Source organism: Nitrospirillum pindoramense (genome assembly GCF_007827955.1).
Taxonomy (GTDB): Bacteria; Pseudomonadota; Alphaproteobacteria; order Azospirillales; family Azospirillaceae; genus Nitrospirillum; species Nitrospirillum amazonense_B.
Window position 1 is genome coordinate 413,609 of record NZ_VITR01000001.1, and the last position, 19,728, is coordinate 433,336.

The following is a 19,728-nucleotide window of genomic DNA, read 5'->3' on the forward strand; positions in this document are numbered from 1 at the left end:
AGTCACTTAAAACAATCGTCAGGGAAACACCCATGGTCCTGCGTCTGCTTCAATTTATCGATGCCACCGGCGCGCGCGCCGTCGCGGCCCGCCAGGATGAGGGGCCGGCCCACACGGTGCCGGGCGTCGCCAGCGTTTATGAGCTGGCGCAGCGGGCCATCGCGGCGGGCACCGGCCTGGCGGCGGTGGTCGAGGCGGCGGGCGTGGGCGACGCCGTCGATCTGGCGGCGGTGGTGGCCGAGGGGCGCCTGCTGGCGCCGCTGGATCACCCCGATGCCGCCCACTTGCTGGTCAGCGGCACCGGCCTGACGCACCTGGGTTCCGCCGAGGGGCGGGACAAGATGCACAAGGATCTGGCCGATCCCGCCAAGCAGACCGACTCGATGCGCATGTTCCGCCTGGGCCTGGAGGGTGGCAAGCCGGCCGCGGGGCAGGTGGGGGCGCAGCCGGAATGGTTCTTCAAAGGCGACGGCGGCATCATCACCGCGCCGGAGGCGCCGCTGGCCTCCCCCGCCTTCGCCCTGGATGGCGGGGAGGAACCGGAAATCGTGGGCCTGTACGTCATCGGTCCCGACGGCACGCCCTTCCGCCTGGGCTACGCCCTGGGCAATGAGTTCTCCGACCATGTGACCGAGCGGCAGAACTATCTCTACCTGGCGCATTCCAAGCTGCGGCCCTGTTCCTTCGGGCCCGAGCTGCTGGTGGGGCCGCTGCCCGCCGACATCCGTGGCACGACCCGTATCGTTCGCGACGGTCAGGTGGCGTGGGAGAAGCCCTTCCTGTCGGGCGAGGCCAACATGTGCCACAGTCTGGTCAATCTGGAGCACCATCATTTCAAGTACGCCGGCTTCCGCCGTCCCGGCGACGCCCATGTGCATTACTTTGGCACCGCCACCCTGTCGTTCAGCGATGGCTTCACCACCCGTCCCGGTGATCGGTTCGAGGTGGAGGCGGCCGCCTTCGGCCTGCCTTTGCGCAATCCGCTGGCGGTCAAGGCGCCGGAAGCGGTGACCGTGGCCCCCCTGTGAGCGTCTTTAGACTGTAAGAATTTCCGGGCTCCTGCCGGCGACGGAGGGGCCCCACATCTCGGATGACGATACCGCAACCGCCCTCCCGCCCCGGGAGGGCGGCTTTTGGCGTTTTCGCGCGGCGCTCGCGCAAGCCCTTGAAGATGTACGCATTTTTGTTTCCGCTGATGCATCCACGCCACACCGCTGAATAAATCATACGATATACGATATAAGATATTTGACAGCTTCGTGGCATTTGCGGGACGTTTGTCCAGCGCGCACTAACGGGGGTGCGCGGTCTGGGAGATAAAAATGCGAAAGACTCATGCGAAGTCCGCCCCTGAGGCGGCGCTCCGCTCGGGCCGTGCGTCGGCCCTGGCGGCGGGGGCCGCCATGGTGGCCTTGATGGTGGGTGGTCAGGCGCTGGCGCAGACGTCGGCCGCGGACGACCTCCAGGAAATCGTCGTCACCGGTTCCCGCATCAAGCAGGCGAACCTGACGACCGCCAGCCCCCTGACCACGGTGGGCCAGCAGGAACTGCAGTACCAGGGCACGACCAATATCGAGAACGCCCTGAACCGCCTGCCCCAGGTGACGGCGGATTCAAACGAGAACGGCTCCAACGGCTCCGACGGTACCGCGCGCGTCAACCTGCGCAACCTGGGTTCCAACCGCAACCTGGTGCTGATCGACGGCCAGCGCATGCTGCCGGTCGAGATGAACGACCTGAACTTCATCCCCACCGCGATGGTGGACCGGGTGGACGTGGTGTCGGGCGGCGCCTCGGCGGTCTATGGTTCGGACGCCGTTTCGGGCGTCGTGAACTTCATCCTGCGCAAGAACCTGGACGGTGTCCGCGCCGACCTGCAGTACACCATCGCGCAGCATGACAATGGCAACACCGCCCTGCGGTCGTTGAGCCAGGCCAAGGGCTTCCAGACGGCGCCGGACGAGGTTTGGGACGGCATCAAGAAGAACATCAGTGTCGCCGCCGGCAAGAACTTCGACAACAACAAGGGTAACGTCACCCTGTTCGCCGGCTATCAGTATTCCATGCCGGTGACGCAGAATAAGCGTGACTATTCCAACTGCGACCTGAACCTGGCCACCGCTGACACCTTCACCTGCGGCGGCTCCAGCAACAACCCCTATGGCCTGTTCTACCTGCTGAGCGGCCCGAACGCCAACAGCCGCCTGGTCAACAGCAAGGACGGCACCAAGACCTGGGTGCCGTACGACAGCAGCTACGCCTACAACTACACGCCCACCAACTACATCCAGCGGTCGGACAAGCGCGAAAACGCGGGCGTGCAGGCCCATTATGAATTTGCCAAGGAAGTCGAAGCCTATGGCAGCTTCATGTACATGAACGACCACACCTTCTCGCAGGTGGCGCCATCGGCCCTGTTCCAGGGCACGACCTTCAACATCAACTGCGACAATCCGCTGATGTCGGCCTCGCAGGCGTCCACGCTGTGCGGCACCGCCGCCGGCACGCCCACCGACGCCCAGAGCTTCATCGGCTATCGCCTGACCGGCCCCGGCAGCCAGCCGCGCCGCGACGACCTGCGTCACATCGATTACCGCGGCACCTTCGGCCTGCGCGGCGAGGTCTGGGACGGTTGGAACTACGACGCCAACTTCCTGTATTCCAAGACCATCGTTAATGAGACGTACCTGAACAACGTCGACAACACCAAGGCCCAGCGCGCGCTGGAGGTGGTGAACGTCAACGGGGTGCCGACCTGCAAGTCCGTCATCGACGGCACCGACCCGACCTGCGTTCCCATCAACGTCTTCCAGTACAACGGCATCAGCAGCGCCGGTTACAATTACCTCTATTCCCCCAGCCATACCCATGACGCCGAAACGGAAAAGGTGGCCAGCCTGTCGCTGACCGGCGACCTGGGGCAATATGGGGTGAAGAGCCCGTGGGCCGCCAAGGGCGCCGCGCTGGCCCTGGGCTTTGAGCACCGGGAAGAGACGCTGAACTTCACCGCCGACGCGGTGGCGCAGGCCGGCGGCACCATGCCGTCCTCGGGCGCCCTCAGTGTCAACGAAGGCTACATGGAACTGCAGGTCCCCCTGGTCCAGGACAAGCCCCTGGTGCAGGATCTGCTGTTCAACACCGGCTATCGCTATTCCAAGTACGATTACCTGGACAGCGGCGTCAGCACCTACAAGTTCGAACTGCAATACGCCCCGGTGACGGACATCCGCTTCCGCGGCAGTTATAACCGCGCCGTCCGCGCGGCCAGCATCTCCGAACTGTACGCGCCGCAGTCGGTGGGCAACGTCTCCGCCCAGGATCCTTGCTCCGGGTCCAGCCCGACGGCCTCGCTGGCGCAGTGCGCCCTGACCGGCGTCTCGGCCGCCCAGTATGGCAAGATCGCCGAGTGCCCGACGGACCTCTGCTCCGCCCAGGGTGGCGGCAACCCGGCGCTGAAGCCGGAGACGGCCGACACCTTCACCGCCGGCGTGGTGCTGACGCCGACCTTCCTGCCCAATTTCTCCGCCACGCTGGACTATTACAACATCACCGTGGACGGCTACATCGCCGGCGTGGATGCCCAGACGGCCATCAACCAGTGCGCCACCACCGGCAGTTCCTACTTCTGCGGCCTGTTCCACCGCGATCCCAAGTCCGGCGTGCTGTTCGGCACCGACGGCTACATCAAGTCGACCAACCAGAACACCGGTTTCCTGAAGACCTCCGGCGTCGACGTCGACCTGTCGTACAAGCTGGAGCTTGAGGACATCGTCAACCACAACTGGGGCAGCCTGGACTTCAACCTCAACGGCACCGTGCTGCTGACCAGCGAGACGGAGCAGCTGCCGGGCCTGGGCACCTATGACTGCACCGGCCTGTTCGGCCCCACCTGCGGCCAGCCCAGCCCGCGGTGGCGCCACCAGTTCCGCACCACGTGGTCCAGCCCCTGGGTCCCGGCCACGGTGTCGGTCAACTGGCGCTTCATCGGCCCGACGACGCTGTCCAGCAACACGGCCAACGCCTTCCTCACCTCCGACTATGTCGGCATCAACGCCCGGCTGCCGTCGTACAGCTACTTCGACGTGGCGATGACCTACAAGATGACCGACTACCTGTCGCTGCGCGCGGGTGTGAACAACATCCTCGACCGCGACCCGCCGGCCATCTCGTCGGGCCTGCTCAGCAGCTTCGGCAACGGCAACACCTACCCTGGCATCTACGACCCGCTGGGCCGCGTCATCTTCGTCGGCGCGACGGTGGAGTTCTAAGGCCTGGGCCTGGAACGAAGATATCCCCGCCCGGATGGTCCCGGGCGGGGTTTTTTGTTGGAAAGCGGACCATCCGCGCCACAAAATGTCGTTTGAAACGGCTAGGGCAGTTAAGCTGTTGACGCCCGCGCTGATCGGTGTCCAAACAGCTTCCGGTCAATGTGTGCCAGCCCCGGGGCAAGGGGCGGCCCATTGAGGCAGGGGGCGAAAACACGTTCTACATGGGGACTGCTTTATGACGTTCTGGACGCGCCGTAAGGCGTTGGACGCTTTGGCCCACGTCGACCAAAGCCGGCAGTTGCGCAAAACCTTGAGCTGGCCGCACCTGGTGGCCCTGGGCATCGGTGGCATCATCGGCACCGGCATCTACACCCTAACCGGCATCGGCGCCGAACGCGCCGGCCCCGCCGTCATCCTGGCCTTCGCCGCCTGCGGCATCCTCTGCGCCTTCGCGGCCCTGACCTACGCCGAAATGGCCACCATGATGCCGGCTGCCGGCAGTGCCTACACCTACACCTACTCGGTGCTGGGTGAGGGGCTGGCCTGGATCGTCGGCTGGTCCCTGGTGCTGGAGTATGCCGTCACCTGCAGCGCCGTGGCGGTGGGCTGGTCGGGCTACATGGTCGGCCTGCTGGAAAGCATGGGCATACACCTGCCCAAGGAACTCATCGCGGGACCCTACGCCGGCGGTTGGATCAACCTGCCGGCCGTCGTCATCACCGCACTGGTCACGGCCCTGCTGGCCAAGGGCGCCAAGGAGAGCGCCACGGTCAACATCGCCCTGGTCGCCATCAAGATCATCGCCCTGGCCGTGTTCGTCGGCCTGACGGTGTTCAGCCTGGTGCCGGAGAATTTCACGCCTTTCATGCCCTATGGCTTCGTCTCCCACATGGACGACACCGGCCATGTGCGCGGCGTGATGGCGGCGGCGGCCATCGTCTTCTTCGCCTTTTTCGGCTTCGACGCCGTGTCGACCTCGGCGGAAGAGGTGAAGAACCCCGGCCGCGACCTGACCATCGGCATCCTGGGCTCCATGGTCATTTCCACCATCATCTATATGATCGTGGCCGCCTGCGCCGTGGGTGCCTGGCCCTTCGCCGAGTTCGCCGCCAGTGGCGAGCCGCTGGCCTTCATCCTGCGCAGCCTGAATCACCCGGGCGCCGCCTGGGCCATCGGGGCCGCCGCCATCGTTGCCCTGCCCAGCGTCATCCTGGTGATGATGTTCGGCCAGACCCGCGTGTTCTTCGTCATGTCGCGTGACGGCCTGCTGCCCCGTGGCCTCAGCGACCTGGGGCCCGACCGCCGCTCGCCGGTGAAGGTCACCTTGCTGGTCGGCCTGTTCGTGGCCCTGTTCGGCGGCTTCCTGCCGCTGGCCACCATCGCGGAACTGTCGAACGCCGGCACCCTGGCGGCCTTCATCTCCGTGTCGGTCTGCGTCATGGTGCTGCGAGTGACCAAGCCCGACCTGCCCCGCCTGTTCCGCTGCCCCGCCGTGTGGGTGGTGGCGCCGCTGGCGGTCATCGGCTGCCTTTACTTCCTGTACTCCCTGCCGGGCACCACGTTGCGCAACTTCGCCATTTGGCACGTGGTCGGCCTGGTGATCTACCTGGCCTACAGCCGCCGGACCAGCCTGCTGAACAAGGCCGCGTAAGGCGCCGCCCCGTAAACGGAAAGGGCGCCAACCCTGGTGGATTGGCGCCCTTTTCTTTTGACCATGCGGAAGCTTACTTCCGCCGCGCCTCGCCCCAGGCTTTAGCCTGGCGGATGTAGTCGGCCATGGCGGCGCGCTCCTTGGTGAAGGTGTCGTCGACCACGGTGATGGTGGGAATGGCGCGCTGGTGCGGGGGAATCTCGGTCTTGTAGGTGCCGAAGCCCGCCTCGTGCACGCCGGTGCTGCCCCGGCCGGGGGCTGGGCGGCTGAGGTGCTGATAGTTGCGGATGTGGTCGTCGCAGGCGGCCGGGGCCAGGGTGTAGCGGGTCACATGGCTCATGGGGATGAAGGCCATCTGGGCGTCGTACAGCATCTCCCCCACCGGCGGGATGCCGGGATGGCGCTGGGCCAGATCTTGCACCAGTTGCCGCGTGCCCTCATGCATGTCGGCCTTGGTGTTGTTGAGGGCCGCCCCGGCGATGTCCAGGAAATAGCCGTCGACGCCGAACTGCGTGATGGTGGCGGAGATGCGCGCCCCCAGCCAGCGGCGCCAGGACGCGACGCCCAGGTTCATGAAGGGCATCCACCCCTCGCCGGAGCGGTCGTTGTCCCAGTCCACCCAGTTCAGGTCGAAGGCGTCGCCGTCCACCCGCTCCGTCGTCGCGTCGGCGAACAGCTTGAACTCCTCCCACACCTTGTTGGCGCTGTTGGTGCCGAACATGGGGACGATGCGGAAGCCCAGCTTCTGCGCCTGGCTGACCAGGTGCTTGAAGCCGTCCACCCCGCCCATGCGCGGGTCGGGCTGGTACAGCGGATAGTTCCAGTAATAGCGGCCGTCCCAGGCCGGCAGGAACACCATGACGCGCTTCGGCTCGATCTGCGTGGCGGCCCAGCGCAGGATCTCCAGCATGCGGGCGTAGTCGTTGAAGATGTAGCCGGTCCAATGCGCGCCGTGGATGCTCAGCACCAGGTCCACCTCCCGCATCCACGCCGGCATATCGGCCCGCGTGGCCAGTTTGGGGATGCCGTAGGTCTTTTCCACATGGGCGAAATGGTCGGCCGCCGCCGCCGCGTAGTCCGCCGCCGGTCCCACCCGCCAGGGCGGCGTCGCCAGGCTGTTGGACTTGGCCCAGCCCTCGCCCTCATGGATCAGTTCCACGCGATAGCCATCCGGCCCCGGCTGGAAGAAGAAGCGGCAGGTGCGCACGGCGCTCTGCCGCGCCGACAGGGCGTAGTGGCGACCGTCGGCGGCCTTCAGCACGGCCAGGGGGGTGGCAACGCCCTGGAAGAAATTGGGATACTCGAAGACCTTCTCATCATCCTTCAGGTCGGTGAAGTCCTGGCCGGAGACGGAGATTTCACCACGCGGCAGGCCGCGCGCCACGGTGGTGATGGATTTTACCGGGTGCTGGGCCTCCGCCCGCGCGGTCCATTGCACCGTGCCGTCGCTCTCCACCGCGAACTCGGCCACCAGCTTGCCCGGCGCCTTTTCCTGGCCGCCGGCCCAGAGGAAGCCGTCGCAGGTCAGCGTGGTGCGGTTGCCGTCGCGCACCACGCGCGTCACCGTGGGGTCGATGGCGTAGGCGTTCTCATAGGTCTGTACCCTGAAGCCCATCAGCAGCGGGCCCACCTGCACCGACGCCTCGGGAAAGTCGAAGCTGAACTGCAGCACCGCCTCGCCCCTGGCGGGGGTGTAGACGCCGCTGCGCGAGGTCAGTAGCTGCAGGTCCGGGCTGGCGGCGGCGCCCGCACTAGGGGCGGCCGTACCGGCAGTGGTGGCAAGCGCCACGGCGGTGCCGGCACCGCTGGTCAACAGGGCGCGGCGGGTGACGCCGTGGGGCGCGGGGAAGGGGGGCACGGATGACGTCTCCTTGTTCCGGCTTGTTATTTTCCGGCGGCTTATTTTCCAGCGGCGGGGCGAACCCGAATGGTTTACAACCAAGCCGTTGCCCGATAGTAATATTATACGACTTTAAAAAACACCACAGGGAGTGCCCCGAGGAATGACCCGTATCCTGCGCCCCGCCGGACGTCTCGCCGTTGCCGCCTTGCTGGCCGGCACCGCCTTGGCCACGGCCACCGCCGCCATCGCCGCCGGTTCCGCCGCCACCGTGGCGGTTCAGGCCGACCATCCCGGCGCGGTCATCGCCCCGGCGATCTACGGCCAGTTCGCGGAGCATCTGGGCACGCAGATTTATGGCGGCATCTGGGTGGGGCCGGATAGCCCCATTCCCAACATCCGCGGCTATCGCAAGGACGTGGTGGAGGCGCTGAAGAACCTGCATGTCCCGGTGGTGCGCTGGCCCGGCGGCTGCTTTGCCGATGAATATCATTGGCGCGACGGCATCGGGCCCAAGGATCGCCGCCCCGTCATCGTGAACACCAACTGGGGCGGGGTGGAAGAGAACAACGCCTTCGGCACCCATGAGTTCATGGACTTCTCGGAACTGATCGGTGCCGGCACCTACGTCAACGGCAACCTGGGCAGCGGCAGCGTGCGCGAGATGGCCGACTGGGTCGCCTACATGACGGCGGACAACCACGGCACCCTGGTGCAGGAACGCCGCGCCAACGGCCGGGACAAGCCCTGGACCCTGAACTGGTTCGCCGTGGGCAACGAGGTCTGGGGCTGCGGCGGCAACATGCGGGCCGATTACTACGCCGACCTGCTGCGCCAGACGCGGGTGTTCCTGAAGCCGGGCGCCGGCCAGCCGACGAAGTTCATCGCCGTCGGCCCCAGCGACGACGACACCGCCTGGACCGAAACCATCATGGCCCGCGCGGGCAAGGAGATCGACGCGCTGTCCATGCATTATTACGACGTGGCGTCGTTCAACATGGTGCCCAAGGGCACCTGGGCCAAGAAGGGCTCCGCCACCGAGTTTGGTGAGGCGGAATGGTTCGCCAGCATCTTCGGCGCCTATCAGATCGGCACCTACATCAGCCACCACAGCGCCATCATGGACAAGTACGACCCGGAAAAGCGGGTCGCCCTGGTGGTGGATGAATGGGGCACCTGGCATGACCCGACCCCCGGCAGCAATCCCGGCTTCCTGCAGCAGCAGAACACCCTGCGCGACGCGGTGGTGGCGGCCATCAGCCTGAACATCTTCCATGCCCATGCCGACCGCGTGCGCATGGCCAACATCGCCCAGATGGTCAACGTGCTGCAGGCCATGATCCTGACCGACGGGCCGCGCATGGTGCTGACCCCTACCTACCATGTCTTCGACATGTACAAGGGCTTCCAGGGCGCCACCAGCCTGCCCGTGACCGTGACCGGCCCGGACTACAGCCAGGGTGGCCGCGCCGTCGCCGCCGTCAGCGCCTCCGCCGGCCGGGGCACCGACGGCGTCATCCGCCTGGCCCTGACCAATGTCGACCCCAACAAGGCGGCCCCTGTGCAGGTGACGTTGGCCGGGTTGAAGGCGGGCAAGGTCACCGGCCGCATCCTGACGGCCCCGGCCATGAACAGCGACAACACCTTCGACCATCCGCAAACGGTGGTGCCGGCGGCCTTCAGTGACGCCAAGCTGTCGGGCGACACCGTCAGCGTGACCTTGCCGGCCAAGTCTGTGGTCGTTCTGGAACTGAAATGACCAAGCGTTTCCTTGGGCACGCCCCCGGGCGTGTCCTCGGGTGGGTTCTTGGCGTCCTGGCCGGTGTTCTTCTCACCGGCCAGGCGTGGGGCGCCGATCTGATGGGCGACTGGGTCTTCCAGGCCGCACCGTCCTTTCCCCGTTTCACCAAGATGGTCATCCGCCACGACACCGACGGCCTGCGGGGCACCATCACGTCCGAGTGGTATGGCGACCTGCCCATGCTGGACCTGAAAGCGGTGGGGGAGGGCCCGGCCGGGGAAAGGTTGGTCTTCCACATCGACAACGGCAATCCCAAGCTGAAGCCCCTGGACCTGACCCTGGCGCCGGATGGGTCGGGCATTCGGCTGACCGGCCAAGTCTGGTACGAGAAGCAGGACGCCACCGCCCATCGCGCGACGGCGGCGGAGATGGCGGCCCTGGACTTTCCCACGTATCCGCTGCTCGCCCCGGCCTATGTGCCCAGCAACGGCCTGGCGCGGACCCCGCCCATGGGGTGGAGCAGCTGGAACAAGTTCGCCGAGGCCATCGACGACAAGACGGTGCGGGAAATCGCCGACGCCCTGGTGCGCAGCGGCCTGCGCGATGCCGGTTATGTCTACGTCAACATCGATGACGGCTGGCAGGGCGACCGGGGGCCCGACGGTGTGCTGCATCCCAACGTCAAGTTCCCGGACATGAAGGCCCTGGCCGATTATGTCCACGCGCGGGGGCTGAAGCTGGGCATCTACAGCTCCCCCGGTCCCAAGACCTGCGCCGGCTACGCCGGCAGCTACGGCCATGTCGAGCAGGATGCCCGCACCTGGGCGGAATGGGGCGTCGATTACCTGAAATACGACCTCTGCTCGGGCGAGGGCTTCTACCACACGGCGGAGACGGTGCGGGCGGTATACCAGCAAATGGGGGCCGCGCTGAACGCCACCCGCCGCCCCATCGTCTACAGCCTGTGCGAATACGGCCGGTTCGACGTCGGCGCCTGGGGCCGCGACGTCGGCGGCAACCTGTGGCGCACCACCGGGGATATCGAGGACAGCTACGCCAGCATGGCGGCCATCGGCTTCGACAAGAACGGCGTGCCCCGCCACACCGGCCCCGGCGGCTGGAACGATCCCGACATGCTGGAGGTCGGCAACGGCGGCATGACGACCGAGGAGTACCGCACCCACATCAGCCTGTGGGCCCTGATGGCCGCCCCCCTGCTGATGGGCAACGACGCCCGCTCCATGACCCGGGACACGCTGGCCCTGCTGGGCAATGCCGAGGTCATCGCCATCGACCAGGACCCGCTGGGCCGCCAGGGCTTGCCGGTGCGCAAGCGGGATGGGATGGAGATCTGGACCCGGCCCCTGGCCGATGGCTCGGTCGCCGTGGGGTTGTTCAACCGCACGGACACGCCGGTGGCCATAACGGCCGATTGGCCCGCCCTGGGCCTGGGCGACCATCCCAAGGTGCGCGACCTGTGGGCTCACCGCAGCGTGGCGCCGAACGCCGCCCACATGGTGCCGGCGCACGGCGTGGTGCTGTTGCGGGCAAAACCGTAGGTGGTAGCGTTAACATCGCCCCGGACATTTTTATTCGGGAAATGCTATGATGGGGAATGGCGTTCCGCCCCATCTCTGCCTTCCGACTGAAACCGCCGCATGAGCATTGTCGTTCGCAGCCTGCCCGACCAGGCCTATGAAATCGTGCGGGAGCACATCCTGCTGGGCACCATGGCGCCGGGCACGCCGGTGCAGCAGGGGGCGGTGGCCAGCCAACTGGGCATCAGCAAGATCCCCCTGCGTGAGGCCTTGAGCCGGCTGGAGCAGGATGGCCTCGTCACCTCCTTCCCCAACCGGGGCTATGTGGTGAACAGCCTGACGACGGCGGAGGCGACGGAGGTGTTCGCCTTGCGCCTGAAACTGGAACCGGGGGCGTCGGCCGATGGCGCCCGCCGCGCCACCCCCGCCGACCGCGATCACGCCCGCGCCGCCCTGCTGACGCTGGAGCGGGAGCAGGGCACCGCCGGCACCAGCCATGTCACCCACAACCGCGCCTTCCACATGGCCCTGATCCGCCCCACCGGCGGCATCACCGTGCAGTTGATGGAACGCCTGCACATCCTGTCGGAACGCTATGTCCGCGTGCACCTGGAACCCCAGGGCCGTGACGACAGGGCGCGGGATGAGCACCGCGCCCTGTTCGACGCCTGGATGGCCGCCGACGCCCTAGCGGTGGAAGCCCTGACCGCCCGGCACATCCAGGGCACGCTGGACGATTTGCAGCGGGAGCTGGCGGGGTGAGGGGCGCACGTGGGATGTGAAGGCGGCCCGCGTCCTGAAGGAGAATCCTTGTTGCCGTCAGATTGCACTCCACCCGATAATCGGGAATGGCCCGGGAATACCTCGCAACGAAACTCGCACTTAAGCTTCGACCCCTGGTGATGGCGGCTGCTATCGCCAGCGCACCCCTGATTTTCCTGCCGCTGGTCTTTCCGTCGTGGCCGGCCTGGCCCAATGTCGGCGCCGGGGTGGTCAACTTGGCGCTGGCGCTTGGCATATTCTTCAGCGGACTTCTTCAGCCGGGTTTCCCAGGGGTTGTCTCAGCCCTGAATGAAGAGCGGCGGGTGCGGGCCCGGCGGCTCCCCTGGTGGGTACGTATTAATAGCTGGGGTTTGCCGGTCGTCGACCGCGGGCTTCAGCGCGTCGGCGGCGTTGTCGCGGTGGGGCTTATAGCCACCCTGCTGTTTCATAACGATGTTGGTGGGCTACTGGGTGCTGCGACCGCCGCCATGATCGCCGCCACGCAAATCGCGTTGAGCGTGGGGGAGTGGGTGTCAACCCGGAGCGATCAACAGGTGCGGTGACGAGCGCTGTCGCCCCCGCCCTGTAGTACGCCATGGGAGGTCTGGGCCGTCGCGGGGATCAACCTGCTACAGCCTGACGCCCCGCCCAAATCTCCGTCGCCACCCGGTCGGCCTCGGCTGGTTCGGTCGCCAACCCCAAGGCCAGCACCCCCAGCGTGATGGTGGCGATGACGGTGGCGGTTTCGGCCGCCCGGCCTGGTTCGCCGCGCCAGACGGGCAGCAGGCCCGGCACCTCTGCCTTGGCCGTGGTCAGAGCGGGGAGGGGGAGTTCCTGGCGCTCGGCGCCCACTTGCACATAGGCGGTGGTGGGCTTGGCGGGGTTGCGTTCCACCTCACCGCCGCCGCCTTTGACCACGACCAGGCGGGGGCGGCTTAGGCGCTGGGCGACTCCTAAGTGCAGGTCGATATAGGGCGGGTGGAAGACGCCGTCGACGGCGGCGTGCGTGTCGAACGGGTCCAGCAGGCGGCAGACGGTGTTGATGGGGCTGCGCAGGCCCAGCAGGTGGCGCAGGTTCAACAGGCGGTCCAACTCCGGGCTCAGCGCCGACAGGGGCAGATAGGCAAAGCCGGTCTCGGCCACCAGGGCCTTGGCGTCCGCGCGACTCGTCGCCGGGCGCAGGTCCAGCTCGCCCAGGGCGTCGGGCACGTCGCGGCCCTGGGTGAAGGCGTTGCTGCCGTGCATGATGACGCGGTGCCCCGCCTGGGCCAGCGCCAGGGCCGACAGCAGGAACCAGGGCTCATCCCGGGTGCGGCCGGCGCCGTAGGACGGCCAGTCCAGGTCGGCGGCGCCGGTGCAGGCGCCGTCGCTGATGCCGGCGGCGTCGCGGGCGGCCTCCACCAGGCCCGCCACCTCATCCGGGTCCTCCCCCCGATAGCGCAGCAGCATGAGGAAGGCGCCCACCTGGTGGGGATCGGCCTCCCCCCTCAGCACCATGCCCAGGGCCGTGCGCGCCTCCTCCCGCGTCAGGGAGCGGGAGCGGCCGGGGCCGCGCCCCAGGGTGCGGACATATTGGGCGAAGACATGTTCATCGGTCATGGGGCGGGCAAGCTCAGGCCAATATTCGGATGGAGTCAGGCGGCGCGGGAGCGCACCTCGGTCATCGCCGACTCTACCGCGTCCCGCCGCCGCAATGCCACCACCCGTCCCACCAGCACCAGGGTGGGGCCGGTCACCGCCGCCACCCGCCCCGCGATGTCAGCCACTGTGCCGGGCAGGAGCCGCTCGGTCGCCAGGGTCGCGTTCTCGATGGCGATGGCTGGGGTGCTGGGGTCCAGGCCGGCGGCCAGCAGGCGCTGGGTGACTTGGCCCAGCGTGCGGCTGCCCATATAGATGGCGATGGTGCCGTCGCAGGCGGCCAGGGCGTTCCAGTCGTGGGCGGGCAGCACTTCGTCTGCTCCATGCCCGGTGATCAGGTGCAGGCTGCGGCTGTAGCCGCGCTGGGTCAGGGGCATGGCCATGCTGGCGGCGGCGGCGCAGGCCACGGTGATGCCGGGTACCACCTCCGCCACCACGCCGGCGGCGGCCAGGGCCTCCAGCTCCTCGCCCGCGCGGCCGAAGACCATGGGGTCGCCGCCCTTCAGGCGCACGACGTGGGCGCCCGCCTGGGCGTGGCTGATGATCAGGCGGTTGATGGCCGCCTGGCTCATCTCGTGCCGGCCGCAGCGTTTGCCCACGTCGATGCGCCGGGCATGGGCCGGGGCCAGGTCCAGGATGCGCGGGTCGACCAGCTTGTCGTACAGCAGCACGTCGGCGCTTTCGATGCGGCGCAGGGCCTTGACCGTCAGCAGTTCGGGATCGCCGGGGCCGGCGCCCACCAGGCTGGCGCGGCCGGTGCCGTTAGGCTGAGGCATGGACATCACGCAGGATCTCCTTCAGTTCGGGGATGCAGGACCCGCAGTTGGTGCCGGCCTTCAGGCAGGCGCCGATCTCCTCCGCCGAGGTCAGGCGGTTGGCGACGATGGTGTCCCGGATGGTGACCAGGCCGACGGAGAAGCAGGCGCAGACGGTGCGGCCGGCGGGCTTGACGCCCGTGGCCCCCAAACCGCCGGGGGCGCGGCCGGACAGCAGGCTGGGCCGGGCCGCGTCTGGCACCCGGTCACCCAACAGGGCCGCCAGCACGTCGCGGGACGGCAATTGGGCGCCGTCGCCGGCGGCCAGGAACAAGCAGGCCTCCAAACGGCCGTCCACCAGGATGGCGACGCGCAGCAGGCCGCGCCCGGCATCGGTCAGTTGCAGCCACTCCGCACCCGTCGGCGGGTGCAGCAGGCCCTCGACGAAGCGGGTCAGGGCCGCCCCGTCCGGCAGGGCGTCCGACCCCACCAGTTCAAAGGCGTGGCCGTTGCTGAGCGGCACGCGCGACCAATAGACCACCCCCTGGGGCCGCACGGCGTTGCGATGCAGCAGCAGGCCGCGCCAGGCCACTTGCACCGCTTCCGCCCGCACCGGCGTCAGCTTCAGTTCCGGCTGGCCGGAGACGGGGTCGAGGGCGGCGCTCACCAGGCGGCCGGCGGGGCCGGCGGAGCAAAACTCATCCGTCCAATGCATGGGCAGGAACAGCTCCCCCACCCGCTGGCCGGCGTCGACGGTGGCGCGCACCACCGTGCTGGCGTGGACGCTTTCGATGCGCACCAGATCGCCGTCGGTGACGCCCAGGCGCGCGGCGTCGCTGGGGGACAGGGCGGCGCGCGGCTCCCCCGTGTGGGCCAGCAGGCGGGGCACGCGGCCGGTGCGGGTCATGGTGTGCCACTGGTCGCGGATGCGGCCGGTGTTCAGCACCAGGGGATAGGCGTCGTCGGTGCGGCTGGCGGGCGGGCGCCAGGGGGTGGGCACCAGGCGGCCCCGGCCGCTGGGCGTGGCGAAGCCGCCCTGGCCGAACAGACGCCCGCCCTCATCCCCCGCCCAGCGCACGGGCCAGCGCACCGGCGCCAGCGTGTCGTACTGTCCGTCGGTCAGCATGGCCAGGCCGCTGATGTCGAAGGGGCGGCTGCCGGCGTTCTCGAAGCCGGACAGGGCGGCATGCTCGCGGAACACCGCTGCTGGGCTGGTCCAGGAAAAGGCGTCCTTCCAGCCCATGCGCTGGCCCAGGGCGGCCAGCACCCGCCAGTCGGCCCGCGCCTCGCCCGGGGCCGCGCGGAACGGGCGCTGGCGGCTGATGACCCGTTCGGAGTTGGTGACCGTGCCGTCCCGCTCCCCCCAACCCGCTGCCGGCAACACCACGTCGGCCAGGGCCGTGGTGTCGTTGGGCCAGCAGTCGGACACGACGACGAAGGGGCAGGCGCGCAATGCCTCCCGCACCCTATCGGCGCGGGGCAGGCTGTCGGCGGGGTTGGTGGCGATGATCCACAGGGCCTTGATGCGGCCGTCCAGCACGGCGTCGAACATCTCCACGGCCTTCAGCCCCGGCTTGGTCGCCAGGTTGGGCGCCCGCCAGAAGCGGCGGACCCGGTCGATGGCCTCCGGCTGGTCGAAGCGCATGTGGGCCGCCAGCTGGTTGGCCAGGCCGCCCACCTCGCGCCCGCCCATGGCATTGGGCTGCCCGGTGATGGAGAAGGGGCCGCAGCCGGGCTTGCCGATGCGCCCCGTCGCCAGATGGCAATTGATGATGGCGTTGACCTTGTCGGTGCCCACGGACGATTGGTTCACCCCCTGGGAATAGACGGTGACGACGCGCGTGGTGGACGCGAACCAGTGGTAGAAGCGGGCCAGGTCCGCCGGGTCCAGGCCGGTGAGGGCGGCGGTCTGATCGGACGTCCGGCGGGCGGCGGCGAGGGCGGGCTCGAACCCTTCCGCATGCGCCGCCATCCAGGTGTGATCCAGCGCATCCTGGTCGGCCAGATGGGCCAGCAAGCCGTTGAACAGGGCGACGTCGGCGCCGGGGCGCACGGCCAGATGCAGGTCGGCATCCTCGCAGGTGGCGGTGCGGCGCGGGTCGATGGCGACGATGCGCAGGGGGCGCTTGGCCTTGGCCGCAAGCAGGCGCTGGTGCAGCACCGGGTGGCACCAGGCGGAATTACTGCCCACCAGCACCACCAGGTCCGCCAGTTCCAGATCCTCATACGTTCCCGGCACCACGTCGGCGCCAAAGGCGCGATTGTGACCGGCGACGGAGGAGGCCATGCACAGCCGCGAATTGGTGTCGATGTTGCCGCTGCCGATGAAGCCCTTCATCAGCTTGTTGGCGACGTAATAATCCTCTGTCAGGCATTGGCCGCTGACGTAGAAGGCGACGCTGTCGGGCCCATGCTCCGCGATCGTGGCCTTGAAGCTCTGAGCCACCAGGTCCAGGGCCTGGGTCCAGTCCGCCGCCCGGCCGTCGATCAGGGGGCGGGTCAGCCGTTCGCCATCCTTCAGCGTCTCCGCCAGGGTGGACCCCTTGGAGCAGAGGCGGCCCCGGTTGGCCGGGTGGCTGGTGTCGCCCACCACCCGGCCATCGGCCTGGGCCACGACGCCGCAGCCCACGCCGCAATAGGGGCAGGTGGAGCGGACGGTGCCGGCAAGGGCACCGGCTTCAGCGTCCCGTGCCATCCCCTCCGGCATCACGCCACCATGGCCAGCAGGATACGACCGTCCTGCACCCGCACGGGGATGCGGGTGACGCAGCCCTCGTCGGGGGCGCAGGCCTCGCCCGTCTCCAGGTCGATCACCCAGTTGTGCAGGGGGCAGGTGACGGCATGGCCGTGCACCGTGCCCTGCGACAGGGGGCCGCCCTTGTGCGGGCAGCGGTCGTCCACGGCGAAGACGGCGTCGTCCAGGGTGCGGAAGACGGCGACATCGCCCCGGGGGGTGGCGACCACGCGCGCACCCTGGCGGGGGATGTCGTCCATGGCACCCACCTCGACCCAACGGCCCTCGATACCAACGCTATCCATGCTCATCACTCCACCGTCGCCAGGGTGCGGAAGGGGGCGGCGGCCGCCTTGCCGGGCGCGCGCTCGGCCCACGGGTCGTCCTGGCTGAATTTCTGGGCGTACAGGAACTTGGCATAGAGCGCCTTGCGGCCCGCCGCGTCGTCCACGATGCGCTGCTTCACATGGGCCAGGCCCACGCGCTCGATCCAGGGCGCCGTGCGCTCCAGATAGCGGGATTCCTCGCGGTAGAGCTGCAGGTAGGCGCCGCAGTATTCCAGCACCTCATCCTCCGTCGTCACCTTGCACAACAGGTCGGTGGCGCGGACGTGGATGCCGCCGTTGCCGCCGACATGCAGTTCCCAGCCGCTGTCCACCGCCACGACGCCGAAGTCCTTGATGGTGGCCTCGGCGCAGTTGCGCGGGCAGCCTGACACGGCCAGCTTCACCTTGTGCGCGTGCCAGGACCCCCAGGTCATGCGCTCCAGCTTCACGCCCATGCCGGTGCTGTCCTGCGTGCCGAAGCGGCACCATTCCGACCCCACGCAGGTCTTCACCGTGCGCAGCGCCTTGCCGTAGGCGTGGCCGGAGACCATGCCGGCGTCGTTCAGATCCTTCCACACATGGGGCAGCTGCTCGCGCGTCACGCCCAAGAGGTCGATGCGCTGGCCGCCCGTCACCTTCACGGTGGGGATGGCGTACTTGTCCACCACGTCGGCGATGGCGCGCAGCTCATCCGCCGTGGTCAGGCCGCCCCACATGCGCGGCACCACGGAATAGGTGCCGTCCTTCTGGATGTTGGCGTGGTTGCGCTCGTTCACGAAGCGGGACTGCTGGTCGTCCTGGTACTCACCGGGCCAGGCCACCAGCAGGTAGAAGTTTAGCGCCGGGCGGCAGACATGGCAGCCGTCGGGCGTGGACCAGCCCAGGGCGGACATGACCGCCGGCATGGTGCGCAGCCCCTGATCCACGATGGCGCGGCGCACCTGGTCGTGGCTGTGGGTCGTGCATTTGCACAGCGGCTTCTCCCCCGTGGGCTTGGCGTAGCTGTCGCCCAGCGACAGGGCCAGCAACTGTTCCACCTGGGGTGTGCAACTGCCGCAGGAGGCGGACGCCTTGGTGCGGGCCCGCACCCCCTCCAGCGTGGTCAGGCCATGCTCCGCGATGGCGCCCATGATCTTGCCCTTGCACACGCCGTTGCAGCCGCAGATCTCGGCCTCATCGGGCAGGGCCGCCACGGCGGCGGTGGGGTCGGCGGCGGGCGCGCCGGCCGCCAGGCTGGCGAAGGCCTGGCCGAAGATCAGGGTGTCGCGCAGCTCGCCCAGCGGCTTGTCCTCGCGCAGCAGCTGGAAATACCAGCCGCCGTCCTGGGCGTCGCCGTACAGCACGGCGCCCACAAGGCGGTCGTCGCGCAGCACCAGGCGCTTGTAGGTGTTGCGGGCGGCGTCGCGGAAGACCACCTCCTCCGTCGTCTCGTCGCCGATGAAGTCACCGGCGGAGAAGACGTCGATGCCCGTCACCTTCAGCCGGGTGGCCATGGCGGCGGGGACGTAGTCGCTGGTGGCGTCCTCGCGCGCCAGATGGTCGGCGCAGACCTTGGCCATGTCCCACAGCGGGGCGACCAGGCCATAGGTCTTGCCGCGATGCTCCACGCACTCGCCCACGGCGAAGATGTCGGGGATGGAGGTGCGCATGTCGTCGCCCACCTCGATGCCGCGGTTGATGGCCAGGCCAGCGGCCCGCGCCAGGTCGATGTTGGGGCGGATGCCGATGGCCAGCACCACCAGGTCGCCCGGGATCTCCCGTCCATCGGCCAGGCGCACGCCCTGCACCCGGCCCTCGCCGAAGATCTCCTCGGTCTGGCCGTTGGTGAAGAAGTTCATGCCGCGTTCGTCCAGCTCGCGCTGCAGCAGCTCGGCCGCCGCCTTGTCCAGCTGGCGTTCCATGATGGTGCCCATCAGGTGGACGACGGCCACCTGCATGCCCCGGCGCAGCAGGCCGTTGGCGGCCTCCAGCCCCAGCAGGCCGCCACCGATGACGATGGCGCGCTTATGCGTCTGCGACGCCGCGATCATGGTGTTGACGTCGGCGATGTCGCGGAAGGCGCAGACGCCGGGCAGGTCCAGGCCCGGCACCGGCGGGGCGATGGGCCGGGACCCCGTGGCCAGCAAGACCTTGTCATAGGCCACCACCCGGCCGCTGGCGGAGGTCACGGTGCGGGCCTGGGTGTCGATGGCCGTCACCGCGTCTCCGGCGATCAGCTCGATCCCATTCTCCTCATACCAGGAGCGGGGGTTGATGACGATCTGCTCCAGGTCCTTTTCGCCGGCCAGCACGGACGACAGCATGATGCGGTCGTAGTTCACGTGCGGTTCGGCACCGAAGACCGTGATGTCGTACTTCAGCGGGTTGCGCTTCAGCAGTTCGTCCACCGTCCGCATGCCGGCCATACCGTTGCCGACAACCACCAGCTTCTGGCGCGGGGGCATATGCGTGTCCATGGGGGAACCCTTCCCTTAA

At 68.3% G+C, this 19,728-nt stretch carries 13 protein-coding genes; 7 read left to right on the plus strand and 6 right to left on the minus strand.

The genetic code is table 11. The annotated features are described in order from the left end of the window. Positions 1 to 32: 32 nt before the first annotated feature. The 3 genes from araD1 to FBZ90_RS01700 all read left to right on the plus strand — a co-directional run bounded on the left by araD1 (position 33) and on the right by FBZ90_RS01700 (position 5,919). The gene (gene araD1, locus FBZ90_RS01690) at positions 33 to 1,028 is read left to right on the plus strand and encodes an AraD1 family protein (RefSeq protein WP_145729292.1); all 996 of its coding nucleotides are present in this window, start codon (positions 33 to 35) and stop codon (positions 1,026 to 1,028) included. A gap of 294 nt (positions 1,029 to 1,322) precedes the next feature. Continuing rightward, positions 1,323 to 4,268, plus strand: coding sequence for a TonB-dependent receptor plug domain-containing protein (locus FBZ90_RS01695; RefSeq protein ID WP_186455550.1), 2,946 nt, complete (start codon positions 1,323 to 1,325; stop codon positions 4,266 to 4,268). A 235-nt stretch (positions 4,269 to 4,503) separates the two neighbouring features. Then, complete coding sequence (locus FBZ90_RS01700; RefSeq protein WP_145729294.1) at positions 4,504 to 5,919, plus strand: amino acid permease; 1,416 nt, start codon at positions 4,504 to 4,506, stop codon at positions 5,917 to 5,919. Between the two features lie 73 nt (positions 5,920 to 5,992). Here FBZ90_RS01700 and FBZ90_RS01705 read toward each other — a convergent pair whose 3' ends face one another. Continuing rightward, positions 5,993 to 7,777, minus strand: coding sequence for an alpha-amylase family protein (locus tag FBZ90_RS01705; protein WP_246130092.1), 1,785 nt, complete (start codon positions 7,775 to 7,777; stop codon positions 5,993 to 5,995). 145 nt (positions 7,778 to 7,922) lie between these two features. Here FBZ90_RS01705 and FBZ90_RS01710 point away from each other — a divergent pair, with 145 nt between their 5' ends. The 4 genes from FBZ90_RS01710 (at position 7,923) to FBZ90_RS01725 (ending at position 12,363) form a co-directional block, all read left to right on the plus strand. Continuing rightward, positions 7,923 to 9,518, plus strand: coding sequence for an alpha-N-arabinofuranosidase (locus FBZ90_RS01710; protein ID WP_145729295.1), 1,596 nt, complete (start codon positions 7,923 to 7,925; stop codon positions 9,516 to 9,518). After that, the gene (locus tag FBZ90_RS01715; protein ID WP_246130093.1) at positions 9,515 to 11,059 is read left to right on the plus strand and encodes a glycoside hydrolase family 27 protein; all 1,545 of its coding nucleotides are present in this window, start codon (positions 9,515 to 9,517) and stop codon (positions 11,057 to 11,059) included. The genes FBZ90_RS01710 and FBZ90_RS01715 overlap by 4 nt, the downstream gene beginning before the upstream one ends. 99 nt (positions 11,060 to 11,158) lie before the next feature. Then, positions 11,159 to 11,800 carry a GntR family transcriptional regulator gene (locus FBZ90_RS01720; protein ID WP_145729296.1) on the plus strand — a complete coding sequence of 214 codons (642 nt, stop codon included), beginning with the start codon at positions 11,159 to 11,161 and terminating at the stop codon, positions 11,798 to 11,800. Positions 11,801 to 11,886: 86 nt separating this feature from the next. Further along, the gene (locus FBZ90_RS01725; protein WP_145729297.1) at positions 11,887 to 12,363 is read left to right on the plus strand and encodes a hypothetical protein; all 477 of its coding nucleotides are present in this window, start codon (positions 11,887 to 11,889) and stop codon (positions 12,361 to 12,363) included. Between the two features lie 58 nt (positions 12,364 to 12,421). Here FBZ90_RS01725 and FBZ90_RS01730 read toward each other — a convergent pair whose 3' ends face one another. Genes FBZ90_RS01730 through nirB form a run of 5 tightly spaced genes read right to left on the minus strand, consistent with a single transcriptional unit; the run spans position 12,422 to position 19,709 of the window. Further along, a complete protein-coding gene (locus tag FBZ90_RS01730; protein WP_145729298.1) occupies positions 12,422 to 13,399 on the minus strand; it encodes a glycosyl transferase family protein in 978 nt (325 codons plus the stop codon). Positions 13,400 to 13,434: 35 nt separating this feature from the next. Next, positions 13,435 to 14,220 carry a uroporphyrinogen-III C-methyltransferase gene (gene cobA, locus FBZ90_RS01735; RefSeq protein ID WP_145729299.1) on the minus strand — a complete coding sequence of 262 codons (786 nt, stop codon included), beginning with the start codon at positions 14,218 to 14,220 and terminating at the stop codon, positions 13,435 to 13,437. Beyond that, positions 14,201 to 16,888 carry a nitrate reductase gene (locus FBZ90_RS01740; RefSeq protein WP_145729300.1) on the minus strand — a complete coding sequence of 896 codons (2,688 nt, stop codon included), beginning with the start codon at positions 16,886 to 16,888 and terminating at the stop codon, positions 14,201 to 14,203. The genes cobA and FBZ90_RS01740 overlap by 20 nt, the downstream gene beginning before the upstream one ends. Before the next feature lie 11 nt (positions 16,889 to 16,899). Further along, entirely contained in the window at positions 16,900 to 17,238 is a 339-nt protein-coding gene (nirD, locus tag FBZ90_RS01745) for a nitrite reductase small subunit NirD (RefSeq protein WP_145729301.1), read from the minus strand. Beyond that, entirely contained in the window at positions 17,238 to 19,709 is a 2,472-nt protein-coding gene (gene nirB / locus FBZ90_RS01750; protein ID WP_186455551.1) for a nitrite reductase large subunit NirB, read from the minus strand. Before nirB ends, nirD begins: the two co-directional genes overlap by 1 nt. Positions 19,710 to 19,728 lie beyond the last annotated feature (19 nt).

Excerpts from the sequence above, each read along its gene's own strand:
- FBZ90_RS01700 (WP_145729294.1), top strand. The coding sequence starts at position 4,504 with ATGACGTTCTGGACGCGCCGTAAGGCGTTGGACGCTTTGGCCCACGTC.
- FBZ90_RS01695 (WP_186455550.1), top strand. The coding sequence starts at position 1,323 with ATGCGAAAGACTCATGCGAAGTCCGCCCCTGAGGCGGCGCTCCGCTCG.
- nirD (WP_145729301.1), bottom strand. The coding sequence starts at position 17,238 with ATGAGCATGGATAGCGTTGGTATCGAGGGCCGTTGGGTCGAGGTGGGT.
- FBZ90_RS01720 (WP_145729296.1), top strand. The coding sequence starts at position 11,159 with ATGAGCATTGTCGTTCGCAGCCTGCCCGACCAGGCCTATGAAATCGTG.
- nirB (WP_186455551.1), bottom strand. The coding sequence starts at position 19,709 with ATGGACACGCATATGCCCCCGCGCCAGAAGCTGGTGGTTGTCGGCAAC.
- FBZ90_RS01710 (WP_145729295.1), top strand. The coding sequence starts at position 7,923 with ATGACCCGTATCCTGCGCCCCGCCGGACGTCTCGCCGTTGCCGCCTTG.
- cobA (WP_145729299.1), bottom strand. The coding sequence starts at position 14,220 with ATGTCCATGCCTCAGCCTAACGGCACCGGCCGCGCCAGCCTGGTGGGC.
- araD1 (WP_145729292.1), top strand. The coding sequence starts at position 33 with ATGGTCCTGCGTCTGCTTCAATTTATCGATGCCACCGGCGCGCGCGCC.
- FBZ90_RS01730 (WP_145729298.1), bottom strand. The coding sequence starts at position 13,399 with ATGACCGATGAACATGTCTTCGCCCAATATGTCCGCACCCTGGGGCGC.
- FBZ90_RS01740 (WP_145729300.1), bottom strand. The coding sequence starts at position 16,888 with ATGGCACGGGACGCTGAAGCCGGTGCCCTTGCCGGCACCGTCCGCTCC.
- FBZ90_RS01725 (WP_145729297.1), top strand. The coding sequence starts at position 11,887 with ATGGCCCGGGAATACCTCGCAACGAAACTCGCACTTAAGCTTCGACCC.
- FBZ90_RS01715 (WP_246130093.1), top strand. The coding sequence starts at position 9,515 with ATGACCAAGCGTTTCCTTGGGCACGCCCCCGGGCGTGTCCTCGGGTGG.